The sequence below is a fragment of the Lactobacillus corticis genome (assembly GCF_018327645.1).
GTDB lineage: Bacteria > Bacillota > Bacilli > Lactobacillales > Lactobacillaceae > Lactobacillus > Lactobacillus corticis.
Genome location: NZ_BMAY01000007.1, coordinates 48,638 through 67,655 on the forward strand (window position 1 = coordinate 48,638; position 19,018 = coordinate 67,655).

The window sequence follows — 19,018 nt, forward strand, 5'->3', positions numbered from 1 at the left end:
ATTAATATTTACTTAGTAAATCCAACTTTTGCCCATAAGCCAACACTTGCTGAAGGTTTCAATGAGTAGTTTGCCAATTTGCTGTTAACGGCGTTAATTGAGTATGAATTGTAAAGCGGAACAACATATGCTTCATCATTCATGTATTGTTGCCATTCATGGAACTTCTTAGTACGGTAAGATTCGTTGAAGGCCTTTTCAGAATCAATGTCGCTCAATAATTGGTTATTCTTCTTGGTTACAAAACGACTGTAGTTAAATGGTGCTTTTTCATTGTACAGGTCGTTTGGTGAGGCTTCACTTGACAAGCTCCAAGCTGCAATAAACATATCTACGTTAGCGTCATCATTTTGTACTTTATCGTAGAATGAGTTGAATTCAATTAAGCGACCGCTAGTCAAAACAACATGCAAACCGATCTTCTTCCATTGTTGGATGTAGTTTTGGATAATTGGTTCTTGGGTTGATGAACCACTCATGGCTGCCAAGTGAATAGTCAATGGCTTGCCGTTTGGCTGAACTCTCCACTTGCCCTTCTTCTTGTAGCCAGCCTTGTCCAAGATCTTTTCAGCTTTCTTTAAGTTGTAGTTGTAGCCCTTGGCACTGCTGTCGTAGTATTTACCAAATTGTTGTGGAATCAAAGTCTTGATGTGGAATGACAAGCCGGAAGTGTAGTGCTTTTCTACTTCATCAACATTCATTGCATAAGCGATTGCTTGACGCAAAGACTTGTTGTTCATCTTAGCATTCTGGTTCATCACGTTCTTGCCAGACTTAGCATTCCATTTACCAACCTTAAAGGCTAAGTAAGAGTATGAAAGTGGAATGTTGGCAACAAAATTAACCTTCTTGGTATTCTTTACTTGACTCCATTGTGAATTTACTACAGCGGCAATGTCATACTTGTGTGATTTGATTGCTTGTGAAGCTGAGTTTGGTGAAATAACTGAAGCTGTAATCTTGGAAAGCTTTGGCGTACCTTTCCAGTAATACTTGTTTGGTACCCAAGTAGCTGATTGACCACGAACCAGCTTTTGCAGCTTGTAAGGGCCGTAAAACAGCGGGTTCTTCCGAACTTTATCGCTGGATTGCAATTTAGAGAATGGAACATCCTTTAAGTAGTGGTAAGGAGCGGCATATTCCCAGAAGTAGCCGTTACCAGAGAACTTCATCCCTGGCTTCATTTCCTTAAAACTAATTACGACCTTGCGGCCATTCTCACCATCAGGCATCTTGATCCCAGAAATCGAGCTAGCTTTGCCAGAGTGGTAAGCTTCCATCCCTACAATATCTTGTAAGGACTCAGTGTAACGGTCTGAAGTACTGTTCTTATTAGCAATGATCTCATAAGCGTATTCTACGTCTTTAGCAGTCACTTGCTTGCCATCAGACCACTTAACGCCCTTTTTAACTTCAATTGTGATGGTCTTGGCCTTGCGATCAAGCTTAAAGGTAGCTGCACCTTTGTTATTAATCTTGTAATTGTCATCAGTTGCAAATAACCCTTCTGACCCATATTGCATGACTTCTGAGTCAGTAGCTGAATCTGACAATTCTTCATTAAAAATTCCAGTAAATGGAGTATCAGTTTCAACAGCAACAGATAAGTTTCCACCCTTCTTAACTGAAGCTGTCTTGGTATGATCAGAGAACTTCTTGGCTTCCTTAGCAGCACTGTTGTTATTGCTGTTTGAAGAATTACCACACGCTGCCAAAGTCAAGGCTGCGGCAGTCAAAACGCCAACAGATCCAAGTGATTTAATTACCTTCATGATTTCTTCCTTCCATCATTCTGGAGCAAGTTGATGATTAAATACTATCAACTCTTTGAAAATAATGCAAGCAATTGCATTAATAAATTTAAGTAATTGGTCATTTATTCACTAAAAGGTCTGAATATGATCACATTTTCATTGATAATAAATCGGAATAAGCTGCGCCACCATGCTACACTATTGCTTTATATAACTAAAGCTTGAATTTAATTTCACGCTGAATTATTCTAATAAAATATGTGATTTGTTATCTAATTTGCCATGGTTCTGTACTATTAAAAGACCATTTTATTAAATCTTGTAATAACTGACCAAGTCATAATAATATAAGGCTGGTACAATACTTAAATATTTTAACGAATTGGAAGTCTTATTTTTAAATTGCTTAAAAAAGACAGACACGCAATTGCGTGCCTGTCTTTTTGCTAATGGATTGTTTGTTAATATTTTGGATGTATTTTGAGGATTTTTTGGATTTTTTATTTGGTGTAGCCCACTCTTGCCCAAAGGCCAGTGCTTGCTGAAGGCTTCAATGAGTAGTTTGCAATCTTGCTGTTTACAGCTGTAATTGAGTATGCGTTAACTGTTGGAACAACGTAAGCTTCATCAAACATGTATTTTTGCCATTCCTTAAATTTCTTTACCCGATATGAAGTATTGAATGCCTTAGTACTATCAATGTCCTTCAACAATTGGCTGTTCTTCTTAGTTACGAACCGAGTAAAGTTGTATGGCGCTTTTTCGTTGTACAAGTCATTTGGTGAAGGTTCGCTTGACAAACTCCAACCAGCCATAAACATGTCAACATTGGCATCGTCATTTTCAACCTTGTCATAGAATGAGTTAAATTCAATCAATCTACCCGTAGTCAAAACCACATGCAAACCAATCTTCTTCCATTGTTGGATGTAGTTTTGGATAATTGGTTCTTGGGTTGATGAACCACTCATGGCGGCTAAATGTATAGTCAATGGCTTGCCGTTTGGCTGAACTCTCCACTTGCCCTTCTTCTTGTAGCCAGCCTTATCTAAAAGCTTTTCGGCCTTCTTCAAGTTATAGTTGTAGCCCTTGATATTGCTGTTGTAGTATTTACCAAATTGTTCTGGAATCAGGGTGTTAACCCGGAAAGTCAAACCTGAAGTGTAGTGTTTTTCCACTTCATCGATATTCATGGCATAAGCAATTGCCTGACGCAAGGACTTGTTGTTCATCTTGGCATTCTTATTCATGACGTTCTTGCCAGCCTTAGAATCCCACTTACCAACTTTAAATCCTAAGTAAGAATATGAAAGCGGGATATTAGCAATGAACTTAACATTCTTGGTGTTCTTAACTTGTTTCCATTGCGAGTTTACAACATCGATAACATCAAATTTATGAGATTTGATTGCTTGTGAAGCTGAGTTTGGCGACACAACCGAAGCCGTAATCTTTGAAAGCTTTGGCGTACCCTTCCAGTAGTACTTGTTAGGTACCCAAGTAACTGATTGACCACGAACCAGCTTTTGCAGCTTGTAAGGGCCGTAAAACAGCGGGTTCTTCCGAACTTTATCGCTGGATTGCAATTTAGAGAATGGAACATCCTTTAAGTAGTGGTAAGGAGCGGCATATTCCCAGAAGTAGCCGTTACCTGATTGCAGCATCCCTGGCCGCATTTCCTTAAAGTGGATTACCACTTTCCGCCCATTTTCGCCATCTGGCATCTTGATCCCGGAAATTGTCTTTGACTTGCCAGAGTGATACTCAGACAAGCCAACAATATCTTGCAAAGAATCAGTGTATCTAGAAGTTTTAGTGTTCTTGTTGGCAATGATTTCGTAAGCATATTCAACGTCTTTGGCTGTTACTTGCTTGCCGTCTGACCACTTAACGCCCTTCTTAACTTCAATTGTGATGGTCTTGGCCTTACGGTCAAGCTTGAAGGTAGCAGCCCCTTTATTGTTAATCTTGTAATTATCATCAGTTGCAAAAAGTGATTCTGAACCGTATTGATAAACACTAGAGTCAATAGCTGAATCTGACAATTCTTCGTTAAAAATTCCTGTAAAAGGAGTGTCAGTTTCGATCGCTACTGTTAAAGTGCCACCTTTTTTAACAGAAGCAGTCTTGGTATGATCTGAGAACTTCTTGGCTTCTTTTGCGCCACTGTCGTTATTACTTGATGAGGAGTTGCCACAAGCAGCTAAAGTTAATGCTGCTGCGGTAAGGACTCCAACAGATCCTAAAGCTTTAAATACCTTCATAATTTTCTTCCTCCATTGGTTTGGATCAAGTTGATGATTAAATACTACCAGTAGAAACAAATTTTTGCAACACTTTTTACTAATTATTTTCATATTTTGGAAATTTTGCTAATATAAAGTCTCACATTGAGCTTATTAACAAGAAAAAAGCTTGATGTTTCAAGCTTTTTCACTGCAGAATCATTTTTTTGTTTTTATCATCTTTACTTGCTTAAACAGGGATCTTTATCATTATTTTGGAAAAATCATGACTTATCAAGACCTATCTGATGCTGGTTAATGAATATTTGCTTGTCTCTTATGAAAGGCAAGTTTAATTATCTATTTCAAATTGCAACTAATCTCATTTATAACTAAAAGAAAAAGCAGCCTAGGCTGCTTTTTCTTTATTTATTTTGATAAAAGGTTTCATTTACTGCCTGGGTAATGGCAATCTTAGCATGGGCATAAGATAATCCGCCTTGAATGTATAGGCGGTATGGTGGGCGCAAAGGGCCATCTGAAGATAATTCAATAGTGGACCCTTCCACAAAACTCCCAGAAGCCATCACGACTTCATCCTCATAACCATCTTGATGGTAAGGAATCGGATCAACAAAAGAATTCATTGGTGAAAAGTGCTGAATAGCAGCACAGAACTTCACCATCGGATCAGGTTCGCCAAAATTAACGGTTTGAACAATATCAGTTCTTGGTTCATCCCATTTTGGTGCTACATCCATGCCCATTTCTGCACAAAGAGCTGCAGCATAGACCATGCCTTTTTGCGCCTCTCCCGTGGTATGAGCTGCCATGAAGAAGCCTTGGTACATGTCTCTTAAATAGCCCCAGGTTGCTCCTTCGCCCTTGCCGGCACCTGGAACAGTCAGCCGTGAACCGGCACCTTCAATTAGGTCCTTGCGTCCAACTAGGTAAGCTCCGCTTTTAACTAATCCGGCACCAGCATTTTTATAAAGGGATCCTGCCATCAGATCGGCGCCAAAGAACGTAGGTTCCTCAGTTTCTGAAAATTCACCATAACAGTTGTCAATAAAAATATTTACATCTGGGCGAACTCGCTTGACAAATGAAATCATCTTGCGAATTTTGGCCACCGTGAAACTAGCCCGGACGGCATATCCTAGGGAGCGCTGGATGGCAACCACCTTGATTGAGGGATCTGCCAGATCATTTTCAGCATGCTGATAATCAACCTCACCATTATCCAATAGCTCTGTAGTTTTAAATTTTATTCCATATTCACTCATATTACCGGGCTTATCACCAGCTAAACCGATTACTTCCTGAATCGTATCGTAGGGAGTGCCAGTGAGGTAATACAAAGTGTCCCCGGGACGCAGCATGCTGAACAAAGCCGTTGAAATGGCGTGGGTGCCGGAGGCAAATTGCGGTCTAACTAAGGCATCATCAACCTTGAAATAATCGGCATAAATTGCCTCCAGCTTATCACGGCCGATATCATCATAACCATAACCAGTTGAAGGAACTAGATCTTCCTCGCCAACGTGATGCTTTCTAAACAGGTTAAGAACCCGTTGTTGGTTATAGAGTACTTGTTCATCAATCTCTGCTAACCGCGGAGCAATCATTTTATCGACTTTAGCAACCTTTTCTTGCAGCTCTTCTGGCAATTCCGCTTTCCACGAATGTGACATAATAAACTCCTATCTTTACTTTTTTAAAACTTCAGCCTGAACTTTAAGGCCATGATTGTTTTCTGTTAAATAGACGCCTTGAATTTCCGGTACAAAACCTGGGAATTTTTCAATGGCACCGGCTAAGACTTGGAAATAAGCCTGATCTAACTTAGTCCATTTCTCTCCTGGAGCCACAATAAATACTCCTGGCGGATAAGGTAAAGCCCCTTCGGCAGCCACGCGGCCAACAACCTGACTCAGGTCAACTAATTCACTTTCATTATGCATAAAAAGCTGGTCAGCCAAAGCTGGAGTCATTTGATAATTTTGCATATCTGGTTTAGCAAATAGGTCCTGCTGCAAGGTAAAGGTCTGATGCTTGCGATAATATTCATGAATCTCTTGGCATAACTGCGGCAGCGTGTAGCCTTGATACCGTTTTGGAAATTCTTTAGTCAAATTAGGCAAAGCAGTGCTTAATGGCGCATCACTCAAATATAATTGTTCAAATTCCAAGAGACAATTCAAGAGGGCTGTGAGCTCTTCTTTGCTATCTCCCGGCGTCAATAAGAAGAGCAGCGAATTTAAATCATCTTTAGCCCTAATTATGTGGTGCTCCTTTAAAAATTTTCCAACAACGGCACCCGGGATGCCAGTTTCTTCATACTTGGCTTGGGCAACATCAATTCCCGGCGTTTTAATCGTAATCTTCAGCGGATCAAGCATAGCCTCGCCTGGCGCAATTCGTTTAAAACCATGCCAAGCATCAGCCGGATTTAACTGCCAATATTTTGCATCGGCCATCAAATCAGCCGTTGGAATTTCAGCAAAGTCTGGCCGAACGAGTGGTTTAAACAACTTGGATTTTGCTAATAAAGCTTTTCTGAATTCAATGCCGTTACGCAGGGTTTCAGCCCACCACTGCCGATTAGGCGTGCCTGCTGTTAGATAGGCATTTACGGTCAGTGAAGCATAAATTGGGTAAGAATAACTCGAGGTCACAAACTTTAAGTAGGCATTATTAAAGTGCTTATGGTCAACATAGCGTTTTTGTCCTTTAATATGGCTATCTTTTTTCAAAATTTGCGAAGTCTGAGCTAGCCCGGCCTGTTGTTTGTGTAAGGATTGGGTCACCAAAATTCCCGGATCATCTGGGCCTAGTTGCAGGTTTAGCGGTGATAATTCCGTCATAATCGGCACAAATTGTTCAAATCCGCCCCAAGCGTAATCAAATAGGATATAGTCGCATAATTTGCCAATTCGATCAATAATCCATTTTGCCTTATAAAAAACGCCGTCATAAGTTTCCGCCTGTACGACTGCTAGCCTAAATGGACGCTTGGCCTTGGCCTTTTCAGGATCGACTAGCGCGGCCTGCTGGCGCAAATTTTTTTCAGTCAAAGCTTCCGGATCCATTTCGCCGATTAAACCTAGAGCATTCCGATCTGTCGGAACATACACTGGTTTGGCACCACTCATGACCAGAGCACTATTATAAAGCGATTTATGATTATTACGATCAAACAGTGCCAAGTCCCCTGGTCTTAAAACTGCTGAAGCACAAATCGAATTCGAACTGGTCGTCCCATTGGTACAAAAGTAAACCTTATCAGCATGGTACGTTTGGGCTGCTTTTTGTTCAGCCGTTAGTGGCGTACCAGCATGGGTCATCGTATCGCCTAATTCAGCCACCGTATCACTAGTGTCCGCAAACATTAAGTTCTTGCCGAAAAAGTTGTTAAACAATCGGCCAGCGGGATGCTTATCATAATACTGCCCATTGTGATGGCCTGGGGTTGTAAAACTAATTGGGCGATTTTCTGCAAATTTAATCAGATCAGTTAAAAATCCAGGCAAAACTGAAGCTTGGTATTTTTCAGCTGCTGCCGCAATTTCAGTTTCAGAGTTGTCTTCTGCTATTAGCAGCGGAATTGGCAAGGCACTCGCAGCAATTAACGATTTAGCAACGTCTAAACCATGATCATCTAAGCGGCTCACCACAATTGCAGCCAACTCGGCAGCCGGCAATTGCGCGGATAGCGAGACAGTTTCCCATGTACCCGGTTTCACTGAAACGTTTTGCCCGAGGGCAATTTTTAGAAAATTCAATTTTTCTGCTTCCTATCATTCAAAACTATTGCAAATATAGTTTAAACCTTTTACAATCTGTCAAGTATGCTCTCTTCAATTAGAGGACATTACGGCTTTGATTATATCGATATTGAGGGGTATTAGACAAGTGATTTATGATCCATCGCTTTGGATAAAGCAGCCTCCAGGTCTTGACTGGAAAGAATTAATTAACTATTTTTCCAGAAAGGATATTTAAGTGGAAGCTGATAATTTTAATTTAGAACCGGATAAAAAACACTTTATGAGTTGGCCGGTTATTGCATTAATCGACTTTGTTACGATTATAAGTTTTGAAAATATTTTTTACCCATTTCAAAACCAAGGTTTATCGGTAGTAGTTTCGTGGATTTTCTTATTTGTATCCTACGTTGTACCGTATGCTTTGATTAGTAGTCAAATGAGTTTAACCTTTGATAATCAAGAAGGCGGACTTGCCTCCTGGGTCAGACGGAGCACTAATGACACGCTCGGTTACTGGACCTCTTGGATGTATTGGGTACAGAGCGTCCCATATATTGTCGACGTTTCTAATTCAGTGATTGTTTCTTTTAGTTGGATCATCTTAGGCGACAATAGACTGGGCAAGCGGATGTCAACGGCCAGTTTTGGACTTTTAACTTTCATTATAATTCTATTGTTCATCCTGCTTGAAAATCGTTTGAAGAACTCATTGGAAATTCTGTCACTGATTGGTGGCGGAGCCATGTTTATTATGTCAATGCTGTTCGTGCTCTTGGCCGGTTATGCCATCATGCACGGCCACCCTATTGCCACCCAACCGTTTAATTTAGCTGCTTTCAAACCATCTTTCAGCTTAAATTATTTCTCAACTACTGGTTTGTTAATTTTTGCCATGTCCGGGGCTGAACTGGCGGCACCGTATGTTTCCCAAATGCGCAATCCTAAACGTGACTTTCCTAAGGCAATGTGGATGCTGGCAATTATGACCGGATTCTTGACCATTTTTGGGACTTTGGCCCTGGCCATGTTCTTCAACGCTCACCACATTCCGCATGACTTCAAGATGAATGGTCCTTACTATGCCTTCCAGTTATTAGGGCACAGCTTGGGTTGGGGCGATACCTTAATGTATATTTTTGCCGTTGTCCAAGCTATCTTCATGATGGCCCAACTGGCAGTCTTACTGGACGCTTCAAGCCGGGTATTCGCTGGTGACGTTGCTGATAAGTTTATGCCAAAATGGTTAACTAAGAAAGATAAGCATGGTCGCCCTATTCACAGTTATACTACTACGGCTGGTTTAAGCTTGTTCCTGTTATTGTTAACGGGGACCTTGCCAAACATTAATACGATCTATAATTGGTTGTTGAATGTTAACGGGATAATTTCGCCATACAAGACCTGTTGGGTATTCTTTGCTTTCATTGCCATGAGATGGCATGAAGAACGCTATCATTCAGATTATGTCTTTATCAAGAACCGCAAGGCTGCCTTGGGTGTCGGTTGGTGGTGTTTCATTTTCACCTTTGTTTGTGCCACCCTTGGTTTTATTCCACAAAACGTGGAACTAGGAACCCACGCCTTCAATCACCAGTTGCTGCTTAATATCATCACCGTTGTAGTGCTCTTTGGATTAGGCTTCCTCTTACCTTGGCTGCGCAAGCGAGAAGAAGCTAAGCAGGCGTAAATTAAAAGCCATCTAAGATGGCTTTTTTATTATGCCTTAATTTAGTCACGGCAATCATTCTTTCGTATAGACGGTTCTTAAAAGCAAGCTACAGCATAAATAAAGAGGACTATTGCTAGTCCTCTTTATTTTATGTTCTATTTTATAATTAGTTTTCTCTTTGACGAGCATCCCCAGCTCTTTGCAAAGCTCGACCAATATAGTTAATACTTAAGGAAATAAGCAATAACATGATCGTGGCCGGCAACCAGAGCCAAGGCCGGTTAATAACGTTAACTGGGTCATTAGCATAACCAATTAAAGTACCCAATGATGGCGTGGTTGATGGTAAACCATAACCGATGAATGACAACGTGGTTTCAATACCGATATTACCAGCGATCGTCAAAACCACGTCAATAATAATCATCGAAGTGATGTTTGGCAAAACTTCTCTAAACATAATTGTAAAGTCAGAAGACCCTGAAGTCTTAGAAGCCAAAACATAATCTCGTCCACGTTGTGACAAGATGAATGACCGGTAATACCGAGCAGTGGTTGTCCAACCAAACATCGCAATCAATAATACCAGGGTAAAGGCGTTGTAGTTGTTAATGGTCGTAGTTAAAACAATGATAATTGGCAACTGTGGCAAAACTTGAATGAAGTCAACTATCCGCATGATAATCGCATCAATAGTACCACCATAGTAACCAGAAACCAATCCAACAACTAAACCGACAATTTCAGTAATCAAAGTTACTGAAAGACCAATCAGGATGGAGTTTCGTCCACCCATGATCAATAGATTAAGAATATCACGACCACCGTCGTCGGTTCCTAAAAGGTGACCATTTTGGCCCCAGCCGTAGTATGAATCAAGGACATTCATTTCGGTTATTTTTCCTTGATTCAAGAATAAAGAACCAACGAAAGTTAACAACAAGATTGCTACGATTACAAAGAAGGCTAAGCGGGCAACTTTATCTTTCCAAATTTCTCGCCAAACCACCTTTAAACCTGAAGGTGGAAGAGAAGCCTTGGCGGTCTTTGCATTATTTTGCTTTTTTTCTTTTGCCATTTCTTTCTCCTCCCCTTATTTAACCCGAATTCTTGGGTCAATCAGACTCATAATGATGTCAGATAACAGGTTACCAATCAAGGTCAAGATTCCAAATAATAGAATCAAGGCTGTCAAGGTTGAATAGTCACGTTGACTGATTGAGTCTAAGAACAATTTACCCATACCAGGGTAACTGAAGACCGTTTCAATGATCATTGATCCGCCAAGCAAACCGGTAATGGTCGTACCCATGAAGGCTGCGATTGGCAACATTGAATTCCGCAAGATGTGCTTGTTAAAGACGACATTTTCTGGAACCCCTTTACTACGGGCCGTCCGAACGTAATCTTCAACTTTGTTATCAACGATCCCAGTTCTCAAATACTGCACGATACTGGTTGTCGTAATTAAAGCATATAAAATAGCCGGAAGAATCATATGGTAAAGTCGACTTCCCACAACTCCCCAGAATCCATGCGCACTAGCGGAAACAGAACCAGAAATTGGGAACCAACCTAAAGTAAAACCAAAGAGCCAAAGTCCTAAGATGTAGAATACGAATCCAGGGATGGCAAAAGTGAAGTAGTTAAAAATTTGGATTGTTTGATCTTGCCATTCATCTTGGTGACGCCCAGCAGAAATCCCCATCGGAATTGCTAAAGCATAAGTCAGGATCGTGGTCAAAAGTGATAACCAAAAAGTGTTAACTGCCCGATCTGAAATTAAGGATAAAACAGATACGTGCTGCGTGTAACTTTGCCCCAAATTACCATGGAACAAATCACCCACCCAACGGGTATATTGAACCCAAACCGGATCATTTAAGCCTAACTCTTGCTTTAAGTGAGCAATGGTTTTGGCATCCATGTTAGGGTTAATTTGCCCCGTAAATGGGTCACCAGGCATCATTTTAGCCAAGACGAATACCAGCAGACTTAAAATTAATAACTGCGGTATCATGATCAGCAATCGCCGTAAAATTGTTTTCCACATGCTTAACTACGCTCCTTTTCTTTTGCTTCTCGTACTTTAGCAGCTTCTGCTTCATCAGCTGGCAAAGCAACAAAGTGGTTTGGTGCAATTTTTTGGAGTGGGTAAACTCTTCCATCTTTGTCATACCACTTTGATTGGTTTTCCTGGAATTCCTTTTCAACGGCTTCACGGTGCTTCTTATGAGCTTCACGCTGGTCGACGTCAACTTGTGGAATTGCCGAAAGGAGACGTTTGGTATAAATGTGAACTGGGTGCTTATAAATTTCATCCCGTGAACCAATTTCAACTAAACGACCGCGGTGCATAATAGCTAAGTTTTCTGACATGTGCTTAACTACGCCTAAGTCGTGAGAAATAAATAAGTAACCAATGCCATATTGTTGTTGAATGTGCTTCATAAAGTTCAGCACCTGGGCTTGCACAGACAGGTCCAAGGCACTAGTTGGTTCATCAGCCACAATTAACTTAGGGTTAGTTGCAACTGCCCGAGCAACCCCAATTCTTTGACGTTGACCACCAGAGAATTCATGCGGGTATTTGTAAATTGCATCGCTAGGCATCCCAACAATATCAAGCAATTCTTGAACTCGATCACGTTCTTGGTCGGTAGTTAGGTTTTCAAAGTTGCGAATTGGTTCAGCAATGATATCTTCGATTCGCTTACGAGGATTCAAACTAGACATTGAATCCTGAAAAATCATTTGGACATCTTTATTGTAGTTTAGTTTGCGACGGTTAGAAGCTTTAGTGATGTCAACGCCCTTATAAAGGATTTCACCACCGGTAGCTTTTTCAACACCGACAATTGCTTTACCCGTCGTCGACTTTCCAGAACCTGATTCACCAATCAAGCCATATGTCTCACCTTCATTAATTGAGAAGCTGACACCATCAACGGCCCGTACGTAATCAGTAATTCGGTTCCAGAAACCTGAACGGATTGGATAGTGAACTTTTAAATCTTTTATTTGGATGATTTCTTCTGACATTCTTTACTCCCCGCTAGCTTCTTCTTGAAAGTGGAAGTTCTTCCAACAAGTACATCTTACCCAGTGACCAGGTTCAACTTCGTGTACTTTTGGATCTGCCTCATGCTCACTTTCAGGGATCCACGGAATTCTGGCTGCAAACCTGTCACCTTCACGAGGCATATTCTTAAGTGAAGGTACAGTCCCTTGAATAACGTGCAAATCTTGTTCTTCATCATCACTTTGAGGCATGGAATTCAACAAAGATCTGGTATATGGATGTAATGGATGGCTAAAGACAGTCTTGACGTCTGCCTTTTCTACTATTTGACCAGCATACATAACCGCTACTTCGTCAGCCGTTTCGGCTACAACGCCCAAGTCATGAGTAATTAAGATAATGCCTGAGTGAGATTCGCGTTGGATGTCTTCAAGCAAGTCAAGGATTTGGGCTTGAATCGTTACATCCAAAGCCGTAGTTGGTTCATCAGCAATGATAATTTCGGGTTTGCAGGCAATTGCCATCGCAATAACCACCCGCTGCCGCAAGCCACCTGACAATTCATGCGGATACATGCGGTACATTTCTTCTGGGCGAGGCATGCCAACTTGATTAAACAACTCAATTACTCGTTCATGGCGTTGTTTCTCATCCATATCTGTATGGTAGTATAGCGTTTCTGCCACTTGATCGCCAACCCGCATTAAAGGATTAAGGCTGGCCAAAGGGTCCTGGAAGATCATTCCAATCTTGTCCCCACGAATCTTATTAAATAAGGATTCATTCAAGCCAACCAGGTTCAATTCATTATAAAGAATGTCGCCGGTGACCTTTGTATTTTTGTGATCGTACAAGCCAATAATGCTGGCAGCAATCGTACTCTTGCCACAACCAGACTCCCCAACAATCGCCAGTATCTCGTCGCGTTTCAGAGTTAGATTGACATCGTCAGCAGCATCATAAAATTTACCTTGCAGCCGGTAGCCGGTATGCAAATGTTGAATGTCTAATAATAGATCACTCTGCTTTTCCAAGGTCATTCCTCCATCCGAACCTTTAATGAACATTAAAGAGTTTTATTTTTCTTAATTATATGGACTAATTATAACCAGAAAGCAATAGCTATGCAAACCATAACAAACGCTTTCATGAGAATTTGTTTATTTTTGATGGTCAGCGATGTATTTTACTGCATCTCCGACAGTTTTGATTTCTTCAGCATCTTCATCAGGAATTTCAGCCCCAAATTCGTCCTCTAATTGCAGGATGAACTCAACCAAATCAATAGAGTCAGCATTTAGGTCATCTTGGAAACTAGTGTCTAAAGTGATCTTATCCTTATCAATTTCAAAGTTATCAGCTATTAAAGTTTGAATTTTAGCAAAAATTTCGGTTTCGGTCATGATAATCACGCTTTCTGTCTTATATAGTGTTTTAGCTTATTTGCTGAATTCCGAACGAAACTTTTCGATCAGATCTTCTTCCAGCATTTTATCAACTTGTTTTATCGTATAATAAATCGGTCTTTCCGTCGAGCGACCATGTGTCTTGACAACAGGAGCAGCGATTCCTAGGAGTACAGCCCCACCATAGCGAGCAGTATCAAATTGCTTTTTTAAACTACTTAAAGCATCCTTGGCAAGAAGCGCACCTAATTTGGCTTTTATCCCATTATTTAGTAAGGAGTTTTTTAATAATTGTAAAATAACTCCCGAGGCCCCTTCAATGGACTTTAACGCAGCGTTCCCAGTAAAGCCATCACTGACAACGACATCGGCTTTACCTTCCAGGAGTTCATTTCCTTCAATGTTTCCGATAAAGTTGAGCGAACTCTCCTGCAGCAGTTGGTACACCTCTTGATGAAGCGGATCGCCCTTGTCGCTTTCGGCCCCGTTGTTTAATAAGGCAATGCGAGGCTTAGCAATCCCGCGAATTGAGTTAGCATAATAATTTGCCATCTCAGCCCATTGGACCAAAAACTCGGGCTTGCTCGTAGCATTGGCACCGACATCGATCATATTGAAGCCAGTCCCGTCTGCAGTTGGCAAAGTTGGCATTAAACCAGGCCGACTAACGCCTTTAATGCGGCCAATAATAAAAATTCCGCTGGCCAATAAGGCGCCGGTATTTCCTAATGAAAACAAGGCATCAGCCTTACCCGCCTTAACGTAATTTGCCGCTACTACCATCGAAGCATCTTTTTTCTTACGAATCGCCTTCACCGGCTCATCTTCATCTAAGATGACTTCGCTAGTCCCGACAATTGCTAGTCGGTCATCAAGCTGATCGGCTGGAATCAATTCGGTAAGCTTATTTTGGTCACCGAACAGGACCATCCGCGTTTGGGGCAGTTCCGGTTTAACTTGTAAAACTGCTTTTACAATAGCTTCAGGCGCATGTTCGCCGCCCATAGCATCAATTGCGATTGTTCGCATAAAACTTTCTCCTTTATTAATCCCTGGTTTGTTCTATTTGTTTGTATTCTAAGACATTATTAAGCCACGCATGGTCCAATTCTGACAAGTCTGGGTCTTCCTGATTAACCCTTCTGGCTTCTTTTTGGGCTGCCACCATTGTATTATAGTTGTTTACCACATCGCCGACTTTAAATTCCGGCACGCCGGATTGTGCTTTTCCAAAAAGATCACCTTCGCCCCGAAGTTTCAAATCTTCTTCGGCTAAGGCGAACCCATCTTGCGTCTCCGCAATTATCCGCATTCGTTCTTTTCCAGAATCTGTCTTAGGATCAGCAATAAAAATACAAGTACTTGCAGTCTGCCCCCGACCAATCCGTCCACGCAATTGGTGGAGCTGGCTGAGGCCAAAACGATCAGCATCATAGACGACCATCATATTAGCATTGGGAACATCCACACCAACCTCAATCACACTGGTCGTAACCAAGATATCAATCTGCCCATCTGCAAACTCAGTCATGATTTCATCTTTTTCTTTTCCAGGCAACTGACCATGCAAGAGGACCACCCGATATTTAGGAAAATCGTGATGCAGTTTCTCATAAAGCACTTCCGCACTCTTGAGATCCAGTGCTTCTGATTCTGAAATCAAAGGCGTGACCGCATAGATTTGAAAGCCAGCTTGCAGCTGACGGTTCATTTCAGCATAGACTTGATCCATTTGACTAGAGGTACACCACAAAGACCTAATCGGTTTACGCCCCTTGGGCATCGTTTTGATCTCAGAAACGGCCATTTCGCCATAAACAGTCAAGGCCAAAGTTCGAGGAATTGGGGTAGCCGTCATCGCTAAAATATCGGGTTGTTGGCCTTTATTGATCAGCTTTTGTCGTTGAGCCACGCCAAAACGATGCTGTTCATCAATAATTACCAGTCCCAATTTCTTAAAGACGACATCTTGCTGAATTAAGGCGTGGGTGCCAACAACCACATTGATCATGCCGTTTTGCAATTCTCGATACAGCTCGCGTTTTTCCAAAGTCTTAGTACTGCCAGTTAAAAGCGCGACTCTGACCCCCAAAGGTTGCAATAAGGCCGCAATTTTTTGAAAATGCTGACTAGCTAAAATTTCCGTCGGCACCATTAGGGCTGCTTGATAGCCAGCCGTAATTGCCGCAAAAATGGCATAGACTGCGACAATGGTTTTTCCGCTACCCACATCACCTTGCAGCAAGCGACGCATTTGCTGATCGCGATGAAGGTCGGCAAAAATTTCATTAATTACTTTTTTCTGATCAGCCGAAAGTGTAAAAGGCAATGAAGCAGTTAATTTGGCAATTTCAGCCAAATCGTATTGCTTGCTAATTCCCTTTACCCCTTGCTTGCTGCCGGTAAGCCGTGCTAACTGCATTTGAAAGATAAAAAATTCCCGAAAGATTGCGCTGCGTCTCGCTGTTTGGGCTGCTTGCGGATTTAAGGGATGGTGCATTTGTTTAACGATATCCTTATCTGTCAGCAAGCGAAATTTTTGCCGAATATCTTCCGGCACCGTATCTGGCAGCTGGTCGGCATATTCGTTTAAAGCCTGATCAACTAAAGCTTGAATTTTTTTCTGATGCAGGTGGCGATTGCTAGGGTAGATTGGAGCCATTCCGTTGTCATCTTTTTTGCCAGCGATCAATTTAAAACCAGTCAAACTTTGGCGAGTTGTTTCATACTTACCATAAACAGCCACTTCTTTGCCTGTTTCGAATTGACTCCTTAACCAAGGTTGATTAAAAAAATTGACCATGATCACATCATGGTCAATCCGCAGCTTAAAGCTGAGCCGTGACTTCTTATATCCAAAACGAGTTACATATGGCTCAGTAGCTACGATTCCTTTTAACACTACCTTTTGACCGTCCATGATCTGGTCAAGTGGCAACGTCGTCAATTCATCATAACGAAAAGGATAATAATATAGCAGGTCATAAATACTGTAAATGCCCAAACTGGCCAAATTGGCAGCTGTCTTAGTCCCGACCCCTTTTAAATCTGTTACTGGACTAAACAAAGCACTTTCCATAATAGTTACCTACTCTACAGAAACTAAGAAGTGGTAGACTGGCTGACCACCATCATGAATCTCAAATTCCAAGTCATCGTGTTTCTTAGCTAATTCTGCTTCAACCTTTTCTGCATCTGCCTGACTAGCATCACGGCCAAACATTAAAGTTACGATTTCGGAATCTTCATCCAGCATAGCTTCAATCATTTGCACCGTTGCTTCAATCAAATCAGGATTATCGATCTTTAAATCGCCATCAATCATGCCGATAAAGTCGTTTTTATGAACTTCAACATCATCGATAACGGTATCCCGATTGGCTTGGGTAACTTCACCAGAAACCACCAGATCTAATTCGTCAGTCATCGCTGACACATTTTCTTCAACCGATTGCTCGCTATCAAAAGCCAACATTGCAGTCAAACCTTGTGAGATGGTCTTGCTTGGCACAATTCCGACTGGAATATCAGCAACTTCCGCAGCTTGTTTAGCAGCCATCACAATATTGCCGTTATTAGGCAAGACGATAGCCTTCTTAGCGCCAGACTTTTTGATTGCATCTAAAATATCTTGCGTTGACGGGTTCATCGTTTGTCCGCCTGAAATAATCCGGTTTACGCCTTCGCTCTCAAATAGTTTTCTAATTCCATTGCCTGAGCAAACCGCAATCACGGCAAAGTCAACTGTTTCTTGCTTTTCATCATCATGATCAACAATGGTTTCATGTTGAATCCGCATATTGTCAATCTTGATTTTTCCTAAACGGCCAAATTGGGCTCCGTACTGGAAGACGCTGCCAGGATGTTCAGTATGAACGTGGACTTTAGCGACTTCACCATCGGAAACAGCTAATAATGAATCACCTAGTTTATCTAAATGAGCTCTAAATTCATCTAGGTTAAATGGCTTTTTGCCAGGTACATCAGCCGTTAAATCAACCATAATTTCAGTACAGTAACCATTTAAAATATCTTTGGTTGATAATTGACTTTGAGCTGATGATTGATGGTGCATGGCATTAATCATTTCATCCATTTCAGCAGCATCAGGCTGGTATTCATCAGCAAAGTTTTCACCTAAGATCCCTTCAAGGAAGCCTTCGTAAATGAATAATAGACCTTGACCACCTGAATCAACAACGCCAACCTGCTTTAAAACCGGCAGCAAATCAGGCGTAGTCTTTAAAGCTTGCTTAGCCCCTTCAACTACTGCCTTCATTACTTCAGCAACGTCATCTGTTTCCGCAGCCTTATTTTCGCCAGCTTGTGCTGCCAACCGAGCGACCGTCAAGATCGTCCCTTCGACCGGTTTCATCACTGCCTTGTAGGCGGTAGCTACGCCATTAGCAAAGGCGTCAGCAAGTTCTTTGGCATTTAGCGTATCCATTCCCTGAGTTGCCTTGTAAAAGCCTCTAAAAAGCTGAGAAGTAATAACGCCAGAATTACCCCGAGCACCCATCAACATGCCTTTTGACAAACTCTTAGTCAAATCTGCCACGCTCGTACTTGGGTCCTCATTTACCGCCTTAGCGCCACTTTCAATGGTCAAGTTCATGTTTGTCCCTGTATCACCATCAGGTACTGGGAAAACGTTTAGCGAGTTGACAAACTCAGCATTCTTTCCCATTCGATGGGTAGCTACCCGGACCATTACTCTAAATTGTTGACTATCAATTTCTTTTAAAACCAAAATTTTAACTCCTCTGCCTATTTTATTCGTCAAGCAGTCTGACGCCTTGGACGATGACGTTTACAGCCTGGGTATCAATTCCTAGTTGACTCTTCAGATTGTATTTAACACTGTCTTGCACATTGCGGCTGACTTCTGAGATTTTCAGTCCGTAGCCAACAATGATATAAACATCCACTGTAATTTCGTTATCATTACTTTTGACAACAACTCCGCGCTTGTAATTAGCGCGATTCAGGATGCCGTCAAAACCGTCTCTCAGCGCATTTTTTGAGGCCATCCCAACAACGCCGTAATTAGCAGTTGCAGCACTGCCGACCACCGTTGCAATTACACCGTTTGAAATATCAATCAAACCGTCTTTTGTTTTGATCTTAACAGCCATGTTAATCCTCCGTCTCGTTGTCCTAATATACGCATTT

General features: G+C 41.6%; 14 protein-coding genes. 1 reads left to right on the plus strand and 13 read right to left on the minus strand.

Going from position 1 to position 19,018, the window contains the following annotated elements; translation table 11 throughout:
- Positions 1–8 precede the first annotated feature (8 nt).
- The 4 genes from KI210_RS05625 to KI210_RS05640 all read right to left on the minus strand — a co-directional run bounded on the left by KI210_RS05625 (position 9) and on the right by KI210_RS05640 (position 7,764).
- Complete coding sequence (locus tag KI210_RS05625; RefSeq protein ID WP_212780926.1) at positions 9–1,772, minus strand: oligopeptide ABC transporter substrate-binding protein; 1,764 nt, start codon at positions 1,770–1,772, stop codon at positions 9–11.
- A 482-nt stretch (positions 1,773–2,254) separates the two neighbouring features.
- Positions 2,255–4,018, minus strand: coding sequence for an oligopeptide ABC transporter substrate-binding protein (locus KI210_RS05630; protein ID WP_212780927.1), 1,764 nt, complete (start codon positions 4,016–4,018; stop codon positions 2,255–2,257).
- A gap of 386 nt (positions 4,019–4,404) precedes the next feature.
- Positions 4,405–5,673: a methionine gamma-lyase family protein gene (locus KI210_RS05635; protein ID WP_212780928.1), complete on the minus strand. Its 1,269-nt coding sequence runs from the start codon at positions 5,671–5,673 to the stop codon at positions 4,405–4,407.
- 15 nt (positions 5,674–5,688) lie between these two features.
- Positions 5,689–7,764, minus strand: a complete 2,076-nt coding sequence (locus tag KI210_RS05640; protein WP_212780929.1) for a putative ornithine decarboxylase — start codon at positions 7,762–7,764, stop codon at positions 5,689–5,691.
- Between the two features lie 265 nt (positions 7,765–8,029).
- Here KI210_RS05640 and KI210_RS05645 point away from each other — a divergent pair, with 265 nt between their 5' ends.
- A complete protein-coding gene (locus KI210_RS05645; RefSeq protein WP_212780954.1) occupies positions 8,030–9,436 on the plus strand; it encodes an APC family permease in 1,407 nt (468 codons plus the stop codon).
- Between the two features lie 148 nt (positions 9,437–9,584).
- Here the strand turns inward: KI210_RS05645 and KI210_RS05650 are convergent, their stop codons facing one another.
- The 9 genes from KI210_RS05650 to KI210_RS05690 form a co-directional block, all read right to left on the minus strand.
- Complete coding sequence (locus KI210_RS05650; RefSeq protein WP_212780930.1) at positions 9,585–10,496, minus strand: ABC transporter permease; 912 nt, start codon at positions 10,494–10,496, stop codon at positions 9,585–9,587.
- A gap of 15 nt (positions 10,497–10,511) precedes the next feature.
- Complete coding sequence (gene opp4B, locus KI210_RS05655; RefSeq protein WP_212780931.1) at positions 10,512–11,471, minus strand: oligopeptide ABC transporter permease; 960 nt, start codon at positions 11,469–11,471, stop codon at positions 10,512–10,514.
- Between the two features lie 2 nt (positions 11,472–11,473).
- The gene (locus tag KI210_RS05660) at positions 11,474–12,460 is read right to left on the minus strand and encodes an ABC transporter ATP-binding protein (RefSeq protein WP_212780932.1); all 987 of its coding nucleotides are present in this window, start codon (positions 12,458–12,460) and stop codon (positions 11,474–11,476) included.
- Positions 12,461–12,463: 3 nt separating this feature from the next.
- The gene (locus tag KI210_RS05665; protein ID WP_212780933.1) at positions 12,464–13,474 is read right to left on the minus strand and encodes an ABC transporter ATP-binding protein; all 1,011 of its coding nucleotides are present in this window, start codon (positions 13,472–13,474) and stop codon (positions 12,464–12,466) included.
- Positions 13,475–13,600: 126 nt separating this feature from the next.
- Positions 13,601–13,843: an acyl carrier protein gene (gene acpP, locus KI210_RS05670; RefSeq protein WP_212780934.1), complete on the minus strand. Its 243-nt coding sequence runs from the start codon at positions 13,841–13,843 to the stop codon at positions 13,601–13,603.
- Positions 13,844–13,879: 36 nt separating this feature from the next.
- Positions 13,880–14,875 carry a phosphate acyltransferase PlsX gene (gene plsX / locus KI210_RS05675; protein WP_212780935.1) on the minus strand — a complete coding sequence of 332 codons (996 nt, stop codon included), beginning with the start codon at positions 14,873–14,875 and terminating at the stop codon, positions 13,880–13,882.
- A 16-nt stretch (positions 14,876–14,891) separates the two neighbouring features.
- Positions 14,892–16,928: an ATP-dependent DNA helicase RecG gene (recG, locus tag KI210_RS05680; RefSeq protein WP_212780955.1), complete on the minus strand. Its 2,037-nt coding sequence runs from the start codon at positions 16,926–16,928 to the stop codon at positions 14,892–14,894.
- A gap of 6 nt (positions 16,929–16,934) precedes the next feature.
- Positions 16,935–18,596: a DAK2 domain-containing protein gene (locus KI210_RS05685; protein WP_212780936.1), complete on the minus strand. Its 1,662-nt coding sequence runs from the start codon at positions 18,594–18,596 to the stop codon at positions 16,935–16,937.
- 22 nt (positions 18,597–18,618) lie between these two features.
- Positions 18,619–18,981 (minus strand): Asp23/Gls24 family envelope stress response protein, encoded by a 363-nt coding sequence (locus KI210_RS05690; RefSeq protein ID WP_212780937.1) that lies wholly within the window; start codon positions 18,979–18,981, stop codon positions 18,619–18,621.
- Between the last annotated feature and the right edge of the window lie 37 nt (positions 18,982–19,018).

Excerpts from the sequence above, each read along its gene's own strand:
- KI210_RS05650 (WP_212780930.1), bottom strand. The coding sequence starts at position 10,496 with ATGGCAAAAGAAAAAAAGCAAAATAATGCAAAGACCGCCAAGGCTTCT.
- KI210_RS05660 (WP_212780932.1), bottom strand. The coding sequence starts at position 12,460 with ATGTCAGAAGAAATCATCCAAATAAAAGATTTAAAAGTTCACTATCCA.
- KI210_RS05630 (WP_212780927.1), bottom strand. The coding sequence starts at position 4,018 with ATGAAGGTATTTAAAGCTTTAGGATCTGTTGGAGTCCTTACCGCAGCA.
- opp4B (WP_212780931.1), bottom strand. The coding sequence starts at position 11,471 with ATGTGGAAAACAATTTTACGGCGATTGCTGATCATGATACCGCAGTTA.
- KI210_RS05645 (WP_212780954.1), top strand. The coding sequence starts at position 8,030 with ATGAGTTGGCCGGTTATTGCATTAATCGACTTTGTTACGATTATAAGT.
- plsX (WP_212780935.1), bottom strand. The coding sequence starts at position 14,875 with ATGCGAACAATCGCAATTGATGCTATGGGCGGCGAACATGCGCCTGAA.
- KI210_RS05625 (WP_212780926.1), bottom strand. The coding sequence starts at position 1,772 with ATGAAGGTAATTAAATCACTTGGATCTGTTGGCGTTTTGACTGCCGCA.
- KI210_RS05690 (WP_212780937.1), bottom strand. The coding sequence starts at position 18,981 with ATGGCTGTTAAGATCAAAACAAAAGACGGTTTGATTGATATTTCAAAC.
- KI210_RS05635 (WP_212780928.1), bottom strand. The coding sequence starts at position 5,673 with ATGTCACATTCGTGGAAAGCGGAATTGCCAGAAGAGCTGCAAGAAAAG.
- acpP (WP_212780934.1), bottom strand. The coding sequence starts at position 13,843 with ATGACCGAAACCGAAATTTTTGCTAAAATTCAAACTTTAATAGCTGAT.